This window comes from Ensifer sp. Root31 (genome assembly GCF_001424825.1).
Classification (GTDB): Bacteria; Pseudomonadota; Alphaproteobacteria; order Rhizobiales; family Rhizobiaceae; genus Ensifer; species Ensifer canadensis.
In genome coordinates, this window is record NZ_LMCO01000056.1 from 1 (window position 1) to 18,993 (window position 18,993).

Here is an 18,993-nt window from a genome sequence, read left to right on the forward strand (position 1 = left end):
AAACGCCTTCGATTGGCGGCTTTTCCTTGGGTTCGGTTGGTTATTGATCGGCATTTTCGCCGATCGGCTAAATCTCTTCCTTCCGCGCGACAGGCATCTGCCGTTCGGTTCTTGAACCAGTCTCCAATGCGTGACCCTGATGCCGTGCTGGCTTCGGTCACAGAGTGGCGTTCGGCTCCCGGCTTCCCATTCTCCTTGAGGAGCGCAGCCCAGTCCTGCCGGGCTCGCTAGACGACAATCAGGACAGCCGGGATATCGTCGACGCGCCTTCCGTGGTGCTGGTGCCGCGCGGCTCGTAAGCGCGCTGGTCACGCAGGATCTGGAAGGCGATCGTCAAAAGCTTGCGCGCGATCGCCACACGCGCCTTGTTGGTTCCTCTGATCTTCAGATGCTCGTACTGGTCATGAAGTTGCGCATCGCTGGCGATGGCGGGGGTGACGGCTTCGACGAAAGCCCAGCGCAGCCACTTGTTGCCCTGCTTGATGATCTTGCCGTGAAAGGTCTTGCCGCCGGAGGAATAGGTCGAGGGCACCAGTCCGGCATAGGCGGCGAGCTTCTTCGGATTGCGAAAGCGGGATACATCGTCAATCTCCGCGTCGATCAGCCGGGCGAAGAACTCGCCGATGCCGGGGATCGTCTTCAACAGCTTGACGTTGGCATTGGCCTTGGTCATCGCCCGGATCGTTGCTTCCGACTGCTTGATCCGCACGTCAATGTCGCCGATGAAGGCGAGGCCACGGTCGATCTGGATGCGGTCGATCTCCGAGACGTTGACTTGCGCCAGCTGGACGCGGCCGGCCTTGCCAAACAGATCCCCGAGCTTCTTCAGCTGTGCCGTCTGCTCCGGATAGCGATCAAACACCGTGACAATGCGGTTCTTCGTCAYCGTGCGCAGCCGCACGTAAAACATCCGCTCGCGCAGGGCGACGCGCAGGTCTCTTGCTCGTTCGCTGGGCGCCCAGGCCTYCGGCACCAGGTCGGCCCTGAGCAGATGCGCGAGCACCGTCGCATCGATCTTGTCGGTCTTGATCTTGGCGTCGGCAATCGCCTTGACCTTCAARGGATGGGCGAGAACGACATCATCGCAAATGTCGTCGAGCCAGTCGTACATCACCATCCAGTTGCGCGTCGCCTCGACCACRGCATGCGAGTTCTCGCGGTAGCGTTCSAGAAACCCACCGAGCGACTGGCGATCGTTCTTCACCCGGCCCGATCTGAGCGTCTTGCCGCTGCTGTCCTGCACCACCAGATGACTATAGGATTTGTGGTAGTCGACGCCGATATGGTAATCATAAGAGGCAGTCATGCTTCCAACTCCCTTGTTGAGATCTTCGAAACCCCAATAAGGTAAGCCGAAAGGCCGGAAGCGTGACTGTCCCTCGATCATCACCTGCATCTCAATGGTCCGTTCTCTCCTGGGACGCGGCTGCTTTCATGCCACCTCCTTGTCGACGCCGATATGGTAATCATAAGAGGCAGTCATGCTTCCAACTCCCTTGTTGAGATCTTCGAACCCCCAATAAGGTAAGCCGAAAGGCCGGAAGCGTGACTGTCCCTCGATCATCACCTGCATCTCAATGGTCCGTTCTCTCCTGGGACGCGGCTGCTTTCATGCCACCTCCTGTGTTAAGGAGCCGCTGTAGCAAGGCCAACGATCGCTGGAAAATGATCGCTCCTCATCTCGCATTGAACGGAATTCAGCATGCTCGACTGGCGTCGCATCGACCTCAACAATCTGAAAGTGCTGCATGCACTGATGCTGGAACGCCATGTCGGGCGGGCGGCGGTGCGGCTCGGGGTGACGGCGTCGTCGATCAGCCACAGGCTGCGGCGCATGCGGGAGGATTTTTCCGACGAACTGTTCGCGCGCACGCCAACCGGCATGGCGCCGTCGCCGCGGATGGAAGAGATCGCGGTGCCGCTCAGCGAGATGATTGCCAGCATTACGCTCGCGGTTTCATCCGGCGCTTTGGAAGCGTTGCCCCAGGCGCGCCGGTTTACCCTGGTGGTGCCCGACGGCCTGCGCCAGCAGTTGCTGCCGGTGCTGATCCAGGGCGTGCAACAGGACCATGCGTGCCATAGCCTGGAGATCCGCTCCTTCGAGCGCCGCTCCTACGCCACCGAACTGTCGCAGGGCGAAGTCGATGCGGTCATCTCGGTCGGCGGCGATCGTGACGACCGCAGCCTCGTTGACCGGACCCCGGTTGCGATCGACCGCCTCGTCTGCCTGTTCGGTCCGCTCTGCCCGTTGGCTCCGACGGATGAGGTCACGGTCGAAGGCTATTTGTCAGCCTCGCATCTCTATTCGTTGCCGTGGCCGGTCTCGGACAACCATTTTGATCGGCTGCTGGCGCGGGACGGGCGCTCGCGCCGTATCATGCTCATCATGCCATCGCATCTGGGGATCGGCGATGCACTGACCGCGAGCCGGCTGGTCGCCACCGTTCCGTCGTCACTCGCCCGGCATCTGGCGGGCCTGCATCCGGCGCTCGTCATCCGCCCGCTCGCAATCGACGGCACCGAGGGAACGGTCTTTCTGGAGACCTCGCGCCAGCAGCAGCGGCGGCCGGAGATCGCGCGCTTCAAGGCTGTGGTCGAAACCGCGATCCGGACCGTGCTGCCGCGATCGGAGTAGGCACCACTGCTCTTGGCAAACTTGTCGTGGCGATACAGATTGCCGAGTGGCAAAACCGGGAGGACGACATGGCAGTCAAACGTATCGTGTCCAATCTTTACGCGTCAGATCCGCAGGCCGCGCACGCCTTTTACGCAGATCTGCTCGGGCTCGAGCTGGTGATGGATCACGGCTGGATTCTGACATTCGCGGCCAAAGGGCAGACGGCATTGCCGCAGGTGAGCGTGGCGAGTGAGGGCGGGAACGGCACGCCGGTGCCGGTGCTTTCGATCGAGGTTGACGATGTCGATGCGGTCTATGCCCAAGCCCGGGAAAAGGGCGTGGCGATCGTCTATGACATTACCGATGAGCCCTGGGGTGTCAGGCGCTTCTATCTCCGCGACCCGTTCGGCAACGTGATCAACATCCTGTCCCATTGAGCAGACCGGTCGCGAAGGCGTCGGCGGCCGGTCTGCTGATGTCAGGTTCTCGAAATCAGGCGAGCGTCAGCGCGTTGGCGAGGTCGGCGACCAGATCGTCGGGATGTTCGATGCCGATCGAAAGCCGGATCGTCGTGTCGAGAACGCCGATCCGGCGGCGCACGTCGATCGGCACGCCGGAATGGGTCATCGCCGCCGGGTGGCTCGCCAGCGATTCCGTGCCGCCGAGGCTGACGGCAAGCTTGAAGATCTGCAGTGCGTTGAGGAAGCGGAAGGCCGCTTCCTGGCCGCCTGATATATCGAAGGAGAAGGTCGAGCCGGCGCCAGTGCATTGCGCCGCATAGGCCTTGCCGAGCGGTGAGGCTTCGTCGTGGAAGGGCAGGTAGTGGATACGCTCGACCTTCGGATGGTCGCGCAGGAACTCGGCGACGACGCGGGCGTTATCGTTGGCCTTGTGCATGCGCACCGACAGGGTTTCGAGCGAGCGGCCGAGCATCCAGCAGGAATGCGGATCGAGCTGCGTGCCGATGGCGCCGCGCAACGCCTTCACCTGCTTCATCACCGCCTTCGAGCCGAGGGCTGCGCCGGCGATGAGGTCGGAGTGGCCGCCGACATATTTGGTCAGCGAATAGAGCGAGATATCGGCGCCGTGTTCGATCGGCCGCTGGAAGACCGGTCCGAGCAGGGTGTTGTCGCAGGCGATCACCGGCGTGTGACCCTGCTTGGCGCCGATCGCGTCGGCGACGCGGCGGATCATGGCGACGTCCACCAGGCTGTTGGTCGGATTGGCAGGCGTTTCGATGAGAATGACCGAGACGCGGCCCTTGGCCATCGCCTCTTCGGCGGCCGCGGTCACCGCCGCCTCGTTGACGCCATCGGCAAAGCCGACGGCCGAAACGCCGAGATTGAGGAAGGTTTTCGCCAGCAGCGTTTCCGAACCGCCATAGAGCGGCTGGCTGTGCAGCACCGCGTCGCCGGGCTTGACGAAGGCGAGCAGTGTCGTGGCAATCGCCGACATGCCGGAGGAAAACAGCGCGCAGCTTTCCGTGCGCTCATAGACGGCAAGGCGATCTTCGACGATTTCGCTGTTCGGGTGGTTGAAGCGCGAATAGACAAGACCAGCGCCGACACCCGCCGGCGGCTCGCGGCGGCCGGAGACGAAATCGAAGAAGTCGCGGCCTTCCTCGGCCGAACGGAAGACGAAGGTGGACGTCAGGAACACCGGCGGCTTGACGGCCCCCTCCGACAGTTCAGGATCGTAGCCATAGTTCAGCATCAGTGTTTCGGGATGCAGCTTGTGGTTTCCGATATGAGTCTTGTAGGGGTGCGGCGCGGTCATGGCTTTCTCCTGAAGCGAAACGGGGCGACTGACAGGCAAATTATATCAGACGCCTGGACCGATCCTTGCTATTTGCGATCACATACCCTTGAGTTGCGCAAACTATTGCCAGGACTGAAGGAATATGACGCAGAAAATTGCCGATGAAACCGACCGCCGAATTCTGAAGGAATTGCTGGCCGACGCGCGCATCACCAACAACGAGCTCGCCGAGCGCGTCGGGCTATCGGCGTCGCCTTGTTTGCGCCGGCTGCGGCGGCTGGAGGAGACCGGCGTGATCCGCGGCTATACCGCCTTGATCGACCCGGCGGTCGAGGGCTGGACGATGACGGCGATCGCGACCGTCAGGCTCAGTCGTCAGCACGAGGACGAGATCGTCATGTTCGAGCAGGCGATCCGCGGCTGGGACGAAGTGCTCGAATGCCACCTCGTCACCGGCTCGCGCGATTATGTGCTGAAGGTGATGAGCGCCGGGCTCGAACAATACGAGCGCTTCATCAAGGAGAAGATCGCGCGGCTCAAATGCGTGGCCTCGATCGAGACAAGCTTCGTCATGAACACGATCAAGGAGCGGCGGATCTGAGAGGACTGCGCTGTATGCGGGTCGCATTTTCCCGACGCGACCGCACCAGGTTTTCGGGCGGCGGCTTTGAAAGTGCAAAGGGTGCGCTAGATTCAAAAGAGAGCGTCCCTGGATCACGATGATTTTCGGTCGATCGACCCACGATCATGAACGTGATCGATTCTGGCTAGGGCGGGATGCGGGCGGAAACCGCGCCCACTTTTCCTCACCCCGCTCTCGTGCGCTCAGATGGACGCATGGCGCTCGCGGAGAAAGGCGATGGATTTCGTAGAAGCGTTCAACGCCGTTGGTTCCTGGATGCGGACGGTCCTTCTCAACGAGTGGACGTTCTATCAACTCGCCCTGATTGTCGCCGGCTACCTGGTTTGTGGCCTCCTGGCAAAGCGGATAGAGCCGGCAGTCGAAGCTCGCGCACGCACCATCAAGGGCAATCCGGACTTGCTGCGCGTCATCATCGCTTTCATGCGGCGGCTACGGTGGCTATTTCTGATTATATGGCTGTGGATCGCCGATGCGATGCTGTTGCGCTTTGGATGGCCGTCATACCGATGGCTGGTCGGCACCGCGCTTACGCTTACGGCGGCGTGGTTTGTTATCTCGGTCCTCACGCGCATCATCAGAAATCAGACGCTGGCGCGTGTTGTTGCCGTCACTGGCTGGATCTACTTTGCGCTCTACGCGATTGGCCTCGATCGCGTGATCCTGACGACGCTCGATGGCGTGGCGTTCAATCTCGGCGCGGTTCGCCTTTCGCTGTTGCTTGTCTTGAAGGCTATCGTCCTTTCCTTTGCGCTGATCTGGCTCGCCGTCCTGTTCGGTAACGTCTCGGCGCATTGGATACATAGGTCTGCGGATCTCACCCCCTCCTTCAAGGTCCTCATCAGCAAATTGGTCAAGATCGCATTGATCTGCTTCGCCGGCTTAATCGCCCTGAACGCCACCGGTATCGACTTGACCGCATTGACGATCTTTTCCGGTGCCGTCGGTGTCGGCATCGGCTTTGGCCTGCAGAAGGTGGTCTCCAACTTCATCTCGGGGATCATTATCCTGCTCGATAAATCCATCAAACCGGGCGACACGATCACACTCGGCGATACCTTCGGCTCGGTCCGCGACCTGCGATCCCGGTTCGTCTCGGTGATCACGAGAGACGGCAAGGAATACCTCATTCCAAACGAAGACTTCATTTCGCAGCAAGTCGTGAACTGGTCGTTTTCCAGCGACTATGTTCGCATCGAGATCGACTTCGGAACATCCTATGACAGCGATCCGCACGAGGTCGCGCGCATCGCCATCGAGACCGCCGCATCGATTCCGCGGGTCGCCAGCACCTATGCCCGGCCGGTCTGCTGGATGACCGGTTTCGGTGCATCATCGCTCGATTTCAAATTGAGGTTCTGGATTTCCGATCCGAGCAACGGGCTGACGAATATTCGCGGTCAAGTGCTGATGGCGCTATGGGATGCGTTCAAGGCGGCCGGCATTTCCATCCCGTTCCCGCATCGTGAAATCATCATGAAGACACCTGTCGAGGTGACCCGCGCGTGAAGCGGAACGCCGCTACGCGGGTGGTGTGGAGGACGATGAAACGCCCGACGCTGCACACGTCTTGGGCTCGCAACACCGGACTGGACAACTATGGGAGGCGACGTTGCGGCCTGCGCGTCGGTCGCCCTCGGCTGGGAGATGCGCGCCGCATTCCGGCTTGTAGATTCCAAAACGGCAGGCAGGTGGGCGTGGCAAGGTCGGGCCGGCCCGCAATGTCTGCGTGCGCGCATTGGCCCATTCGCCTTGCCAAGCAAGCGCAGGCATTGTCTATTGCCAGCTTATCCGCACCGTCCAGCCTATCGGGAGCACATCGATGCCTTCAATGGAACTGCTGTTGGCTTTCCTCGCCACCACGGCGATCTTCGCCTATATCCCCGGTCCTGCGATGCTCTATGCGGCGGCGCAGACGATGGCGCGCGGCCGCTGGTCCGGATTGATGGCGACGCTTGGCATTCACCTCGGCGGTTATGTGCATGTTTTCGCGGCGGCTGCCGGCCTGTCGGTGCTGTTTCATGCGGTGCCGGTGCTTTACATGGTCGTCAAGTTTGCCGGTGCGGCCTATCTCGTCTGGCTCGGCATCTCGCTGTTTCGCGCCAAGACGCAAGGGGAGCGCGCCTTGCCCGGCATCCAGGCGAAATCCGGCCGGCGCGCCTTCTTCGAGAGCATCACCGTCGAAGTGCTGAACCCGAAGACGGCGATCTTCTTCGTCGCCTTCCTGCCGCAGTTCATCGATGCATCCGCGGCGTTTCCGGTCTGGCTGCAGTTCGTCATCCTCGGCACGATCGTCAACCTGATGTTTTCGTCGGCTGATATTGCCTGCGTCATCCTCGCGGGCGTGCTGATCACCCGGCTCAAGCGTTCGAGCATGGCGCAGCGCGCCATGCAACGCGTCGGCGGTGGTGTGCTCGTCGGGCTCGGCGTTCACCTGGCCTTCCAGAAGAGCTGATCCGCACCCACCGCGTGTAAGGGGATGCCGCATTCGCCGCTTTGGCAAGGGTTGTCGCGCCCGTAGCGGTTGCAGGGCCGATACGAGGTTGTCGGCGCGGTGACTGGCGGTTATCAATCGGGTAACGCGTCGATCGGAATGGCGCGCTCGATGAACGACCGTGAACAAGGAGCCTGCCGGTGGATCACCTTCAAGAGACAGGTCTGCGCGTGGCAAAGTGGCCCATTCCACAGTTCGTGTCCGGGCATAGGGCGTCGTTTTCGACGACGGGCCTCATCGTCGGGGTGCTGTTTTTCGCTGCATCGCTGACGCCAAGCCTGATCCCGCGCCCCTATGTCATCCAAGCGGTCATCTCAGGTCTTTCGCTGTCTGCCGGCTATGCCATCGGCGTGTTCCTTCGTTGGCTGTGGTCGTTTCTCGAGCTGCCCGATGTGCGGCCACGGACCGGGCTGATCCTCAAGCTGGTGGCTGCCCTCGGCTGCACCGCCGTTGCACTCGCCTTCCTCTGGCGGGCGGCGGCGTGGCAGAATACCGTGCGGAACCTCATGGGCCTCGACCCGGTCGAGAGCGCGGAGCCGCTGAAGCTTGGCCTGATTGCCGTGCTCGTCTTCATCTTCATCGTCCTGCTGGCACGGCTGTTTCGGTTGACGTTCCGCGTTCTCGCCAGGCGCTTCGAGTATGTGTTGACGCGGCCACTGGCAAAGCTCGCCGCAGTAGCGGCGGCAATTGCACTGTTCTGGTCGGCCACCGACGGGGTGATCTTCCGCTACGCTCTGCATGCGGCCGACAGCTCGTTCCAACGGCTCGACGCGCTGATCGATCCTGATGTGGCGCCGCCGACTGACCCGATGAAGACGGGCAGTGGCGCGTCGCTGATGACCTGGGATGAACTCGGGCGGCAGGGACGCCAGTTCATCGCGTCAGGGCCGAGCGCCAAGGACATCGGCGCCTTCTTCAATGGCGGGGCGAAGGAGCCGCTGCGGGTCTATGCCGGGCTCAATTCGGCCGAGACGGCAAAGGAGCGAGCGAAGCTCGCGCTCGAAGAACTGAAGCGCGTCGGCGGGTTCGAGCGCTCCAACCTTATGATCGTTGTGCCGACCGGAACGGGCTGGATCGATCCGCCGGGGCTCGATTCGCTCGAATATCTGTTGAAAGGCGACGTCGCCAGTGTCGCGGTGCAATACTCCTACCTGACGAGCTGGCTCTCTCTGCTGGTCGAGCCGGAATATGGCGCCGAGACAGCCAACGCCCTGTTCGACGCGGTTTACGGCTACTGGACGACGCTGCCCAAGGACAAGCGGCCGCGGCTCTATCTCTACGGCCTCAGCCTCGGCTCGATGAATTCGCAGGGTTCGGTCGACCCGTTCGACATCATCAGCGATCCGTTCCAGGGCGCGCTCTGGGTCGGCTCGCCGTTTCCGACGAAGACCTGGCTATCGATCACCCGCAATCGCAATCCAGGGTCTCCGCAATGGCGCCCGCTCTATCGCGACGGATCGGTGATCCGCTTCACCAACCAGGCGAATACGCTTGATATTCCGGGCCCTGAATGGGGCAATGTCCGCATCGTCTACCTGCAATATGCCAGCGACCCGATCACCTTCTTCGATCCGTATTCCTTCTACCGCGAGCCGGACTGGATGAAAGCGCCGCGCGGGCATGACGTCTCGCCCGATCTTCGATGGTTTCCTGTCGTGACGATGTTCCAGCTTCTGGCCGACATGGCGATGGGCACGACGACGCCGATCGGCTACGGCCACGTCTATGCGCCGGAACACTATATCGATGCGTGGATGCAGGTTGTCGATCCGCCGGGCGTAACCGCGGATGATGCGGTGCGGCTGAAGGCGCTGCTCAAAGGGCGCTATTGAAGGGTACGGCGCCAGTCAGTCGCCACGCAGGTGGGCGGCGATCTGGTGGGCAAGCGCCTGGATCAGCGGTTCCTCGGCCTTCTCCGTCGGACAGAGAAGATAGTAGCCTGCTGATGCCGGTATCGCCGTCGGGAACGGCTGGATCAGCCGGCCTTCCTGCAGGTAGGAGCGGGTGAGAACGTCCGAGACGAGCGCAATGCCCTGTCCCTGCAGGGCGGATGCGACGGCGACGGCGACCGAGGGCACCCGAACGCTGCGGCTGCCTTCGAGCGAGATGCGCGAGGCGGCCGACCAGCGCGTCCATTCCCGCCCGTCATCCTCATGCAGCAATGTGACGTCGCGCAGCTTCCTGTCGCGGTGCGAGCCTTCCAGCCGCGGGAACAATAACGGCGAACATATGGTCCTGAGCTTCACGTCGCTGACCACCTGCCACCACAGGCCGTCGAAGGGCGGATTGTCGTAGACGATCGCCAGGTCGACATCGTCCCAGAGGACGTCGCTTGCGCGAATGCAGCTGCGCATGGCGAGATCGCTGACGCCGCGCGCATCGGCGAACTGCACCAGGAGGCTGGCCATCCAGGCGATCGCCAGCGCCGGCGGCAGGGCGACCGTCAGCTTCTTCTGGTGGTTTTCGAGCTGCCGCTCGGCACCATTCTCGACCGCGACGGCAAGATTGCCCATGGCATGGGAGACGGTCTGGGCGAAATCACGTCCGGCCGCCGTCAGGCGGATATTGCGTCCCGATTTCTCCAGAAGTGTCAGCCCCGTCGTCTCTGAAAGCCGGCGCAGCTGCAGCGATACCGCGCCGGGGCTGAGGCCCAGTTCGTCGGCCGCCTGGCGCACGGAGCCGATCCGGGCGACGGCTTCGAAGGCCCTGAGATAAGGCAGGAAATGCAAAGCTTTCATTCGAACTTCCGCCTTGATTGACAATCGACTGTCGCGTGCAAAGCAATGGCAATTGTTTAGCAAAACTAGACAATATCAAGCACAAAAAATCGCTATTCCCAATCGATTTTTGCTCCTATGAATTGGATCGGAGAGAGGGAGACATGCATGATCGAGGCCCAACCATTTGATTTTCCTTATGACGGAAAGCTGGTTCCGTCGCAGACCGCGCTGATGGTGATCGACCTGCAGATCGACTTCTGCTCGCCCGACGGCTACTTCGCTTCGATGGGCTATGATCCGGCGCCGCTTAGGGCAATTCTGCCGGCCGTCAACCGTGTCATCGCCGCGGCGCGGCAAGCCGGATGCCTGATCATCCATACGCGCCAGGGCTATCGTGCCGACCTCGCCGACATGACGCCTTACGAAAAATGGCGCCGCAAGCGCTCGGGGCTGGAAAACACCGAGGTCCTGCTGCGCTCGAGCCCCGGCTTTCAGCTGCTACCCGAGCTCGATGTCGCAGACAGCGACGTCATCATCGACAAGACCTGCAACAGCTCGTTCACCTATACGGATCTCGAGCATGTGCTCAGAGCGCAGGGCATCACCCATATGCTGTTTACCGGCTGCACCACCGACGTCTGCGTGCATACGACGTTGCGCGAGGCCTGCGACCGCAATTTCCAGTGCCTGACGATCTCGGATTGCTGCGCCAGCGGCGAGCAATGGGCGCATGAGGCGGCGATCAACATGATCTCGATCGAGAACGGCATCTTCGGCACGGTCTCGACCAGCGACGCGGTCATCGCCGGCCTGGCAAAAGCTAGCCGCTAACACTGACGCCAACACCACATCACCGGTTCTGATGCCAACCGTTTCAACGGAATGATGCCCCATGCAACGATATATCTCGCTAATGAAACTGACGGCCAAGGGATTGGCCGAACTCGCCGACAGCGGCGCGCGGCGCAAGGTGAGCGAAGACCGCGTTTCTTCGCTCGGCGGCCGCTCGGTCGCCTTCTACGCCACGCTCGGAACCTATGATTTCGTCCAGGTTTTCGAGATGCCTGATAATGCGTCGATGATGCAATACGTGCTGACGGCACGACGCGACGGGTTCGTCGACCCGCTTATCCTTCCCGCCTTCGACAGCCAGACCTATGGCGACATCGTCGGGCGCGTTTCACCAACACAATGAGGGGAATAGAGATGATCAGACTGGCATCGCATGCAACCCTTCTCGGAACCATCCTGCTGTCGGCGGGGCTTGCCCAGGCGGAGCCGCCGGCTTTTGCCGCCGATGGCGATATCGGTGTGTGCACCACCGCGGCCTTTCCGCCGCTGACCTTCAAGGAAAGTCCGGCCGATCTAACCCCGACCGGCATCGATATCGAGATCGTCGAAGCGCTCGCCGGTCTCTGGAATGCCAAGGTCAACTATACCGTCACGGAGTTTGCCGGGCTGTTGCCGACGCTCGGGGCCGGGCGCTGCGACTTGATCGTCAGCGGCATCTACATCAACGCCAAGCGCCGCGAGACTTATGACGGCGTGTCCTACATGAAATCGGCCACCGCGATGGTGACCAAGGCCGGTAGCGACACAATCAAGGCGCCGGAGGATCTGAGCGGCAAGGTGATCGCGCTCGAAGCCGGCGCCTACTACAAGCAGGAGCGGATCGAGCCCCTGAACAAGGAACTGATCGCCAAGGGTCAGCCGCCGGTCGAGGTCCAGGAATATCCGACCCAGCAGGCGGCCTACCAGCAGGTCCTCGTCGGCCGCGTCGATGCGACGATGACCGAAGAGGCCGAAGGCGCCTACCGCGCCTCGCGTTCCGACGGGACGCTGCAGCTTCCCTACACGTGGGCATCGGATTTCACCTACGGCATCTACAGCCGCCAGGAAGGCAGCGATGCGGCCGCGGTCAAGGCTGGGCTGAAGGCCCTGAAGGAGCAGGGTTTTTTTGCCGGCATCGCCAAGAAATACGGGCTGGACCCGGCGCTGTTCGACGTCGATTACGATCGTTGAGGCTTGAAAAGGTGGACAGGGCATGAACTTCGACACGAAACTGTTTCTGGATGCCCTGACCATGCCGGTCATGTTGCAGGGGGCGGCCATCGCGATCCTGCTGTCCATCCTGGTTCAGGTCGCCTCGTTTCTGCTCTGCCTGCCGCTCGCCGTCGCCCTGAACTCGATGGCGGCGGTGCGGCGCACGGCGGCCCAGCTCTATGTCTGGCTGTTTCGCTCGTCGCCGCTCATCCTGGTGCTGCTGATCGTCTGGAACGGTGCGCCGCAGCTCTTTCCCGGCCTGACGCGCGCGCCCTGGTACACGCCCTTTGCCGCCGCCTTCATCGCCTTCACGCTGGTGACGACCGCCTATATGGCCGAAGCGATGCGCGGGGCGCTCGCGGCGATCGGCCAGGGGCAGACAGATGCGGCACGCGCGCTCGGGCTCAACCGCCTGCAGACCTTCGGCCTCGTCGTCCTGCCGCAGGCCTTGCGCATCGTCATGCCGGTGCTCGTCAACGAGTTCATCAACCTGATCAAGCTGACCTCGCTTGCCTATGTGATTTCGATGCGGGAGATCATGGCCGTCGTCAACGACGCGATCGCGTCGAGTTTCCGCTTCGTCGAATGGTATTCGGCAGCACTCGTCTACTATCTTGCGATCGTCTCGATCCTGATGTTTTTACAGCGGCTGATCCAGCGCCGAATGGCGTAACGTACATTAGGCTTCCTCCTCATTTCCTGCGGAAAGCAGCACCTCCATCGCACCGATGATCTTGCGGTGCTGATGGGCATGACGGGTGCGCAGACTGGTGGCGGCGTAGACCGTCTGCGGGATCACCGGCGCATCGGCAACAAGGGCGACGTGGCCGGATTGCGTCAGCCGTCTGGCCGTTGCGGTGGTGACATAGGCGGCTCCGCCGAGCGAATGCAGGAGCATGGTGATCGCCATGTTCTGGCCGGTCGCAACAGGCGCTGCGGAGAGATGCGGCAGAGCCAGCCGGTGAGCGCGATCGAAGGCCGGCGAATAGATCGCCTGGATATAGGTCTCGACCCTGATATCCGATAGCGCAGCCGCTTCCGTGCTCACCATCATGTAATGCAGATCGCCGATCCTTTCGTAATGAAGATCGGGCAGATAGTGCGGGGTATAGAGCATGGCGAGGTCGAGGTTGCCGGCGCCGAGATCCCGGTTCATCTGGTTGGAATAATCCGCTTCCATGTAGATTTCGGTTGTCGGCAGCTCACGCCTGATCGTGAATAGCCATTCGCCGGCAAAGGCTTCGGCCAGATCGTGCTGGATGCCGAGCCGCATGGAGCGCTCCAGCGCGCCGGCATTGGTGACCGCGCGCGTTGCCTCATGCCACTGGTTTTGCAAGGCTATTGCGTAGTCTAGAAACCTGAGTCCGGCGGCTGTCGGCACGGTTCCACCCTTGTTGCGGGTAAAGAGCTTGCGATTGAACTGTGCCTCCAGCGCCTTGACGCGGTGGGAAACGGTGGACTGGGTGATGTTCAGCCGCTCGGCCGTGCGGTTGAAGGAACGGGTTTCCATCAGGTCCAGAAACGTCTCGATCAGATCCACTTGCATCGGCATCCCATCCGGTTTCGAAGTTCCACTCAATCTAATCGAATTCTTCGATCAATAAAGCCTGTTTCCATCGCTTGATGGCGCCTCGTTTCGACGGCAAGAATTCCGGCAAAACGAGGGAACAGTGCATGTCGAATTTGCCGTCTCACGCGCGTGTCGTGATCATCGGTGGGGGAGCGATCGGCGCTTCCTCGCTCTACCATCTTGCCAAGGCCGGCTGGACCGACTGCGTGCTTCTGGAAAAGAACGAGCTGACGGCCGGATCGACCTGGCATGCGGCCGGCAACGTGCCGACCTTCTCGTCGTCCTGGTCGATCATGAACATGCAGCGCTATTCCGCCTCGCTCTACCGCGATCTCGGTGCGCTCGTCGATTATCCGATGAACTACCACGTCACCGGCTCGATAAGGCTCGGCCACTCGAAGGAGCGGCTGCAGGAGTTCAAGCGTGTCGTCGGCATGGGTCGCTACCAGGGCATGGACCTCGACATCCTGACGCCCGACGAGATGCGCAGCCGTTATCCGTTCCTCGAAACGCACGAGCTGACCGGTGCGCTCTACGACCCCTATGACGGCGACATCGACCCGGCGCAGCTGACGCAGGCGCTGGCCAAGGGCGCGCGCGACATGGGCGCAAAGATCATCCGCTTCTGTCCCGTTACGGCGGCGCGCCGCGAAAACGACGAATGGGTGATCTCGACGCCGCAGGGCGAAATCCGCTGCGAATACGTCGTCAACGCCGCCGGCTACTATGCCCGCGAGGTCGGCAAGATGTTCGGCCGCGACGTGCCGATGATGGTGATGAGCCATCAGTACGTGCTGTTCGACGAGATCCCGGAACTGGCCGCCTGGTCGAAGGAGGTCGGACACAAGCTGCCGCTCTTGCGCGATGTCGACAGCTCCTATTATCTCCGCCAGGAGAAGAACGGCATGAACCTCGGGCCCTATGAGCGTAACTGCCGAGCACACTGGACGACATCAGACGATCCGATGCCCGAGGACTTTTCGTTCCAGCTCTTCCCTGACGATCTCGATCGGCTGGAATGGTATCTGAACGACGCTGTCGAGCGCGTGCCGATCCTTGGGACCGCGGGGCTGTCGCGGATCATCAACGGCCCGATCCCCTATGCGCCCGACGGCAATCCGCTGATCGGGCCGATGCCCGGCGTGCCGAACGCGTTTGAGGCCTGCGTCTTCACCTTCGGCATCTGCCAGGCCGGCGGCGCCGGCAAGGTGCTGGCTGAGTGGATCACCGAGGGCCAGACGGAATGGGACATGTGGTCCTGCGATCCACGCCGGTACACCGACTATACCGACCAGGACTATTGCATCGCCAAGGGCATGGAGATCTACGGCCACGAGTACGCGATGCATTTTCCGAAGCACTATTGGGCGGCGGGTCGCGGCAAGAAGCTGTCGCCGATCCACGACCGGATCCAGGCACTCGGCGCGCAATTCAAGCCCTATAACGGCTGGGAACGGGCGATGTGGTACGCCAAATCAGGTGACGACACCTCCGAAGAGTCAACGCAGACCTGGGGGCGGGCGGGGCCGTGGGCCAAGCGCATCGAGGAAGAGTGTCTCGCCGTGCGCGATGCCGCCGGCATCCTCGACCTGCCGGGGTTCTCGCGCTTCCGGATCAAGGGCAAGGGCGCGACCGAATGGCTCTCGGGCCTGATCACCGGCCGGGTGCCGAAGCCGGGCCGCATCGGCCTTGCCTATTTCTCCGACGACAAGGGCCGCATCGTCACCGAAATGTCGGTGATGATGCTGGACGAGGATTTCTTCTTCCTGATCACGGCGGCAACGGCGCAGTGGCACGATCTCGAATGGCTGCAGAAACATCGGCCCGCCGATGCCGCGTTCACGCTAGACGATGTCACCACGCAGTTTAGCTGCCAGATCCTCACCGGGCCGAAATCGCGCGACATCCTTGCCGATGTCAGCGATGCGGATCTCGCCAAGGGCTGGCTCACGCACCAGACAGCGCAGATTGCCGGGCGCTACTGCCAGTTGGTGCGGGTATCCTTTGCCGGTGAACTCGGCTGGGAGATCCACACCAAGGTGGACGATACCGCCGCGATCTTCGATGCCGTCTGGGCTGCCGGAGAGAAACATGGCCTGAAACCCTTCGGCATGGAGGCGCTCGACAGCCTGCGCATCGAGAAGGGCTACCGCGCCTGGAAGGGCGACCTTTCCACCGATTACACCATCCTGCAGGGCGGGCTGGAGCGCTTCGTCGACTGGGCAAAGCCCGGCTTCAAAGGCAAGGCGGCGCTGGAGCGCGAAAAGCAGCAGGGTGTCAGCAAACGTTTCGTCACTTTGACAGTCGCCGCCGACGGCTGCGACGCGCCGTATATGTCGACGCTCTGGTCGGACGGCCAGGTGGTGGGCGAAACGACCTCGGGCAACTGGGGCTACCGCGTCGGCAAGTCGATTGCGCTCGGCATGCTGCGCGCCGATCTCGCCGTGCCCGGCAACGAGATCGAGGTCGAGATCTTCGGCGACCGCTTCAAGGCGACCGTCGAGGCCGACCAGCCGCTCTGGGATCCCTCCAATGAAAGACTGCGCGCATGACCAAGCCGATTCCCTCGAAAGCCCGGGCAGTCATCATCGGTGGCGGCGTCTCCGGCTGTTCGGTCGCCTATCACCTCGCCAAGCTCGGCTGGACCGACGTGGTGCTGCTCGAACGCAAGCAGCTGACGTCGGGCACGACCTGGCATGCGGCCGGCCTGATCGGCCAGCTACGCGCCTCGCAGAACATGACGCGGCTGGCAAAATATTCCGCCGACCTCTACGTCAAGCTGGAGGCCGAAACCGGCATCTCCACCGGCATGCGCCAGAACGGTTCGATCACCGTGGCGCTGACGGAAGAACGCAAGGAGGAGATCTACCGCCAGGCTTCGCTGGCGCGCGCCTTCAACGTCGATGTGCGTGAAATCACGCCTGACGAAGTCAAGGCGATGTATCCGCATCTCAACACCTCGGATGTGAAGGCGGCGGTGCATCTGCCGCTCGACGGCCAGTGCGACCCGGCCAACATCGCCATGGCGCTCGCCAAGGGTGCGCGGCAGAACGGCGCGACGATCATCGAGGGCGTCAAGGTGACCGCGGTTCTGAAGAAGGACGGCCGGGTAACGGGCGTGACCTGCGAGCAGAACGGCGAAAGCTATACGATCGAAACCGACAACGTCGTCAACTGCGCCGGCATGTGGGGCAGGGAGTTCGCGCGACAATCCGGCGTCACCGTGCCGCTGCATGCCTGCGAGCACTTCTACATCGTCACCGAGGCGATCCCCGGCCTCAAGCGCCTGCCGGTGCTGCGCGTGCCGGATGAATGCACTTACTACAAGGAGGATGCCGGCAAGATGCTGGTCGGCGCCTTCGAGCTGAAGGCCAAACCCTGGGGCATGGACGGTATCCGTGAGGATTTTTGCTTCGACCAGTTGCCAGACGATTTCGACCATTTCTCGCCGATCCTCGAAATGGCCGTCAACCGCATGCCGATGCTGGAGACGGCGGGCATCCATACCTTCTTCAATGGGCCGGAAAGCTTTACGCCGGACGACCGCTACTATCTCGGCGAGGCGCCGGAAGTGAAAGGCTATTGGGTCGCGGCCGGCTACAACTCGATCGGCATCGTATCGTCAGGCGGCGCCGGCATGGCGCTCGCCCAATGGATGAACGACGGCGAGCCGCCCTTCGATCTCTGGGAGGTCGATATCCGCCGGGCACAGCCCTTCCAGAAGAACCGCGCTTACCTCAAGGATCGGGTCTCTGAGACGCTGGGGCTGCTCTATGCCGACCATTTCCCCTATCGCCAGATGGCGACGGCGCGTGGCGTGCGCCGCTCGCCGCTGCACGAGCATCTGAAGGCGCGTGGCGCGGTCTTCGGCGAAGTGGCCGGCTGGGAGCGAGCCAACTGGTTTGCGAATGACGGCCAGGAGCGCGAATACCGCTACTCCTGGAAACGGCAGAACTGGTTCGAGAACCAGAAGTCCGAACATCTGGCGGTTCGCAACGGCGTCGGCCTGTTCGACATGACCTCCTTCGGCAAGATCCGGGTGGAGGGGCGCGATGCGCTTTCCTTCCTGCAGCGGCTTTGCGCCAACGAGATGAATGTCGAGGCCGGCCGTATCGTCTACACCCAGATGCTCAACGGCCGTGGTGGCATCGAAAGCGACCTCACGGTCACGCGCCTTTCTGAAACCGCGTTCCTGCTCGTCGTTCCGGGCGCCACGCTTCAACGTGATCTTGCTTGGCTGCGCAAGCATGTGCGCGACGAGTTCGTCGTCATCACCGATGTCGGTGCCGGCGAAAGCGTGCTCTGCGTCATGGGGCCGAAGGCGCGCGAACTGATGCAGAAGGTGAGCCCGAACGATTTCTCGAATGCGGCGCATCCCTTCGGCACGGCGCGCGAAATCGAGATCGGCATGGGGCTCGCCCGCGCCCACCGCGTCACCTATGTCGGCGAACTCGGCTGGGAGCTCTACGTCTCGACCGACCAGACGGCGCATGTGTTCGAGGCGCTGGAGGAGGCGGGGCAGGATGTCGGGCTGAAACTCTGCGGCATCCACACGCTCGACAGCTGCCGTATCGAAAAGGCCTTCCGCCATTTCGGCCACGATATCACCGACGAGGACCATGTGCTCGAAGCCGGGCTCGGTTTTGCGGTGAAACCCGACAAGGGCGATTTCATCGGTCGCGAGGCGGTGCTGGCCAAGCACAATCGCGGGCTTTCGCGCCGGCTGGTGCAATTCCGGCTGGCCGATCCCGAGCCTTTGCTCTTCCACAACGAAGCGATCGTGCGCGACGGCCAGATCGTCGGCACCATCACCTCGGGCAACTACGGCCACCATCTCGGCGGTGCCATCGGCCTTGGTTATGTGCCGTCGGAAGGCGAAAGCGACGCCGACGTGCTCGGCTCCAGCTTCGAGATCGAGATCGCCGGCACGCGGGTGAAGGCGGAGGCGTCGCTGAAGGCGATGTACGATCCGCGTTCCGAGCGGGTGAGGATGTAACGACGGCGTTTGAGGCTGCCCCTCATCCGGCCTGCCGGCCACCTTCTCCCCGTTTGACGGGGAGAAGGAGACGTGTGGCGACCGCCGTGCCTGAGTAAGGGCGCGGTTGAGGTGCGGGTGGAGCGCTCTCCCTCTCCCCCGCGTGCGGGGAGAGG

16 protein-coding genes are annotated in these 18,993 nt (G+C 62.2%); 12 read left to right on the top strand and 4 right to left on the bottom strand.

Going from position 1 to position 18,993, the window contains the following annotated elements; genetic code table 11:
- Positions 1–238: 238 nt before the first annotated feature.
- Positions 239–1,306 carry an IS110 family transposase gene (locus ASD00_RS31560; protein ID WP_057211167.1) on the bottom strand — a complete coding sequence of 356 codons (1,068 nt, stop codon included), beginning with the start codon at positions 1,304–1,306 and terminating at the stop codon, positions 239–241.
- A 396-nt stretch (positions 1,307–1,702) separates the two neighbouring features.
- Here ASD00_RS31560 and ASD00_RS31565 point away from each other — a divergent pair, with 396 nt between their 5' ends.
- Together ASD00_RS31565 and ASD00_RS31570 are read left to right on the top strand one after the other, a co-directional pair.
- The gene (locus tag ASD00_RS31565) at positions 1,703–2,635 is read left to right on the top strand and encodes a LysR family transcriptional regulator (RefSeq protein ID WP_051509174.1); all 933 of its coding nucleotides are present in this window, start codon (positions 1,703–1,705) and stop codon (positions 2,633–2,635) included.
- Positions 2,636–2,703: 68 nt separating this feature from the next.
- The gene (locus tag ASD00_RS31570; protein ID WP_025428215.1) at positions 2,704–3,054 is read left to right on the top strand and encodes a VOC family protein; all 351 of its coding nucleotides are present in this window, start codon (positions 2,704–2,706) and stop codon (positions 3,052–3,054) included.
- Positions 3,055–3,109: 55 nt separating this feature from the next.
- Here the strand turns inward: ASD00_RS31570 and ASD00_RS31575 are convergent, their stop codons facing one another.
- Positions 3,110–4,393 carry a cystathionine gamma-synthase family protein gene (locus ASD00_RS31575; protein WP_025427853.1) on the bottom strand — a complete coding sequence of 428 codons (1,284 nt, stop codon included), beginning with the start codon at positions 4,391–4,393 and terminating at the stop codon, positions 3,110–3,112.
- 124 nt (positions 4,394–4,517) lie between these two features.
- Between ASD00_RS31575 and ASD00_RS31580 the strand changes: the two genes are divergently transcribed.
- The 4 genes from ASD00_RS31580 to ASD00_RS31595 all read left to right on the top strand — a co-directional run bounded on the left by ASD00_RS31580 (position 4,518) and on the right by ASD00_RS31595 (position 9,341).
- Complete coding sequence (locus tag ASD00_RS31580) at positions 4,518–4,976, top strand: Lrp/AsnC family transcriptional regulator (RefSeq protein ID WP_025427852.1); 459 nt, start codon at positions 4,518–4,520, stop codon at positions 4,974–4,976.
- Between the two features lie 258 nt (positions 4,977–5,234).
- Entirely contained in the window at positions 5,235–6,524 is a 1,290-nt protein-coding gene (locus ASD00_RS31585; RefSeq protein WP_057211081.1) for a mechanosensitive ion channel domain-containing protein, read from the top strand.
- Between the two features lie 313 nt (positions 6,525–6,837).
- Positions 6,838–7,470, top strand: coding sequence for a LysE family translocator (locus ASD00_RS31590; protein ID WP_025427850.1), 633 nt, complete (start codon positions 6,838–6,840; stop codon positions 7,468–7,470).
- Positions 7,471–7,649: 179 nt separating this feature from the next.
- On the top strand, positions 7,650–9,341 hold the full coding sequence (locus ASD00_RS31595; RefSeq protein ID WP_025427849.1) for an alpha/beta-hydrolase family protein: 1,692 nt from the start codon (positions 7,650–7,652) through the stop codon (positions 9,339–9,341).
- A 15-nt stretch (positions 9,342–9,356) separates the two neighbouring features.
- Here ASD00_RS31595 and ASD00_RS31600 read toward each other — a convergent pair whose 3' ends face one another.
- Positions 9,357–10,247 (bottom strand): LysR substrate-binding domain-containing protein, encoded by an 891-nt coding sequence (locus ASD00_RS31600; protein WP_025427848.1) that lies wholly within the window; start codon positions 10,245–10,247, stop codon positions 9,357–9,359.
- Positions 10,248–10,394: 147 nt separating this feature from the next.
- On the opposite strand from ASD00_RS31600, the gene ASD00_RS31605 reads away from it, so the two are divergent.
- The 4 genes from ASD00_RS31605 to ASD00_RS31620 all read left to right on the top strand — a co-directional run bounded on the left by ASD00_RS31605 (position 10,395) and on the right by ASD00_RS31620 (position 12,945).
- Positions 10,395–11,060 (top strand): isochorismatase family cysteine hydrolase, encoded by a 666-nt coding sequence (locus ASD00_RS31605; protein ID WP_025427847.1) that lies wholly within the window; start codon positions 10,395–10,397, stop codon positions 11,058–11,060.
- Positions 11,061–11,121: 61 nt separating this feature from the next.
- Positions 11,122–11,424 (top strand): GYD domain-containing protein, encoded by a 303-nt coding sequence (locus tag ASD00_RS31610; protein WP_038576291.1) that lies wholly within the window; start codon positions 11,122–11,124, stop codon positions 11,422–11,424.
- An 11-nt stretch (positions 11,425–11,435) separates the two neighbouring features.
- Positions 11,436–12,251 (top strand): transporter substrate-binding domain-containing protein, encoded by an 816-nt coding sequence (locus ASD00_RS31615; RefSeq protein ID WP_025427846.1) that lies wholly within the window; start codon positions 11,436–11,438, stop codon positions 12,249–12,251.
- Positions 12,252–12,273: 22 nt separating this feature from the next.
- Positions 12,274–12,945, top strand: coding sequence for an amino acid ABC transporter permease (locus ASD00_RS31620; RefSeq protein WP_025427845.1), 672 nt, complete (start codon positions 12,274–12,276; stop codon positions 12,943–12,945).
- Positions 12,946–12,951: 6 nt separating this feature from the next.
- Here the strand turns inward: ASD00_RS31620 and ASD00_RS31625 are convergent, their stop codons facing one another.
- Entirely contained in the window at positions 12,952–13,818 is an 867-nt protein-coding gene (locus ASD00_RS31625; RefSeq protein ID WP_025427844.1) for a LysR family transcriptional regulator, read from the bottom strand.
- Positions 13,819–13,946: 128 nt separating this feature from the next.
- Between ASD00_RS31625 and ASD00_RS31630 the strand changes: the two genes are divergently transcribed.
- Together ASD00_RS31630 and ASD00_RS31635 are read left to right on the top strand one after the other, a co-directional pair.
- Positions 13,947–16,394: an FAD-dependent oxidoreductase gene (locus ASD00_RS31630; protein ID WP_057211082.1), complete on the top strand. Its 2,448-nt coding sequence runs from the start codon at positions 13,947–13,949 to the stop codon at positions 16,392–16,394.
- Complete coding sequence (locus ASD00_RS31635) at positions 16,391–18,838, top strand: FAD-dependent oxidoreductase (protein WP_057211084.1); 2,448 nt, start codon at positions 16,391–16,393, stop codon at positions 18,836–18,838. The genes ASD00_RS31630 and ASD00_RS31635 overlap by 4 nt, the downstream gene beginning before the upstream one ends.
- Positions 18,839–18,993: the final 155 nt, after the last annotated feature.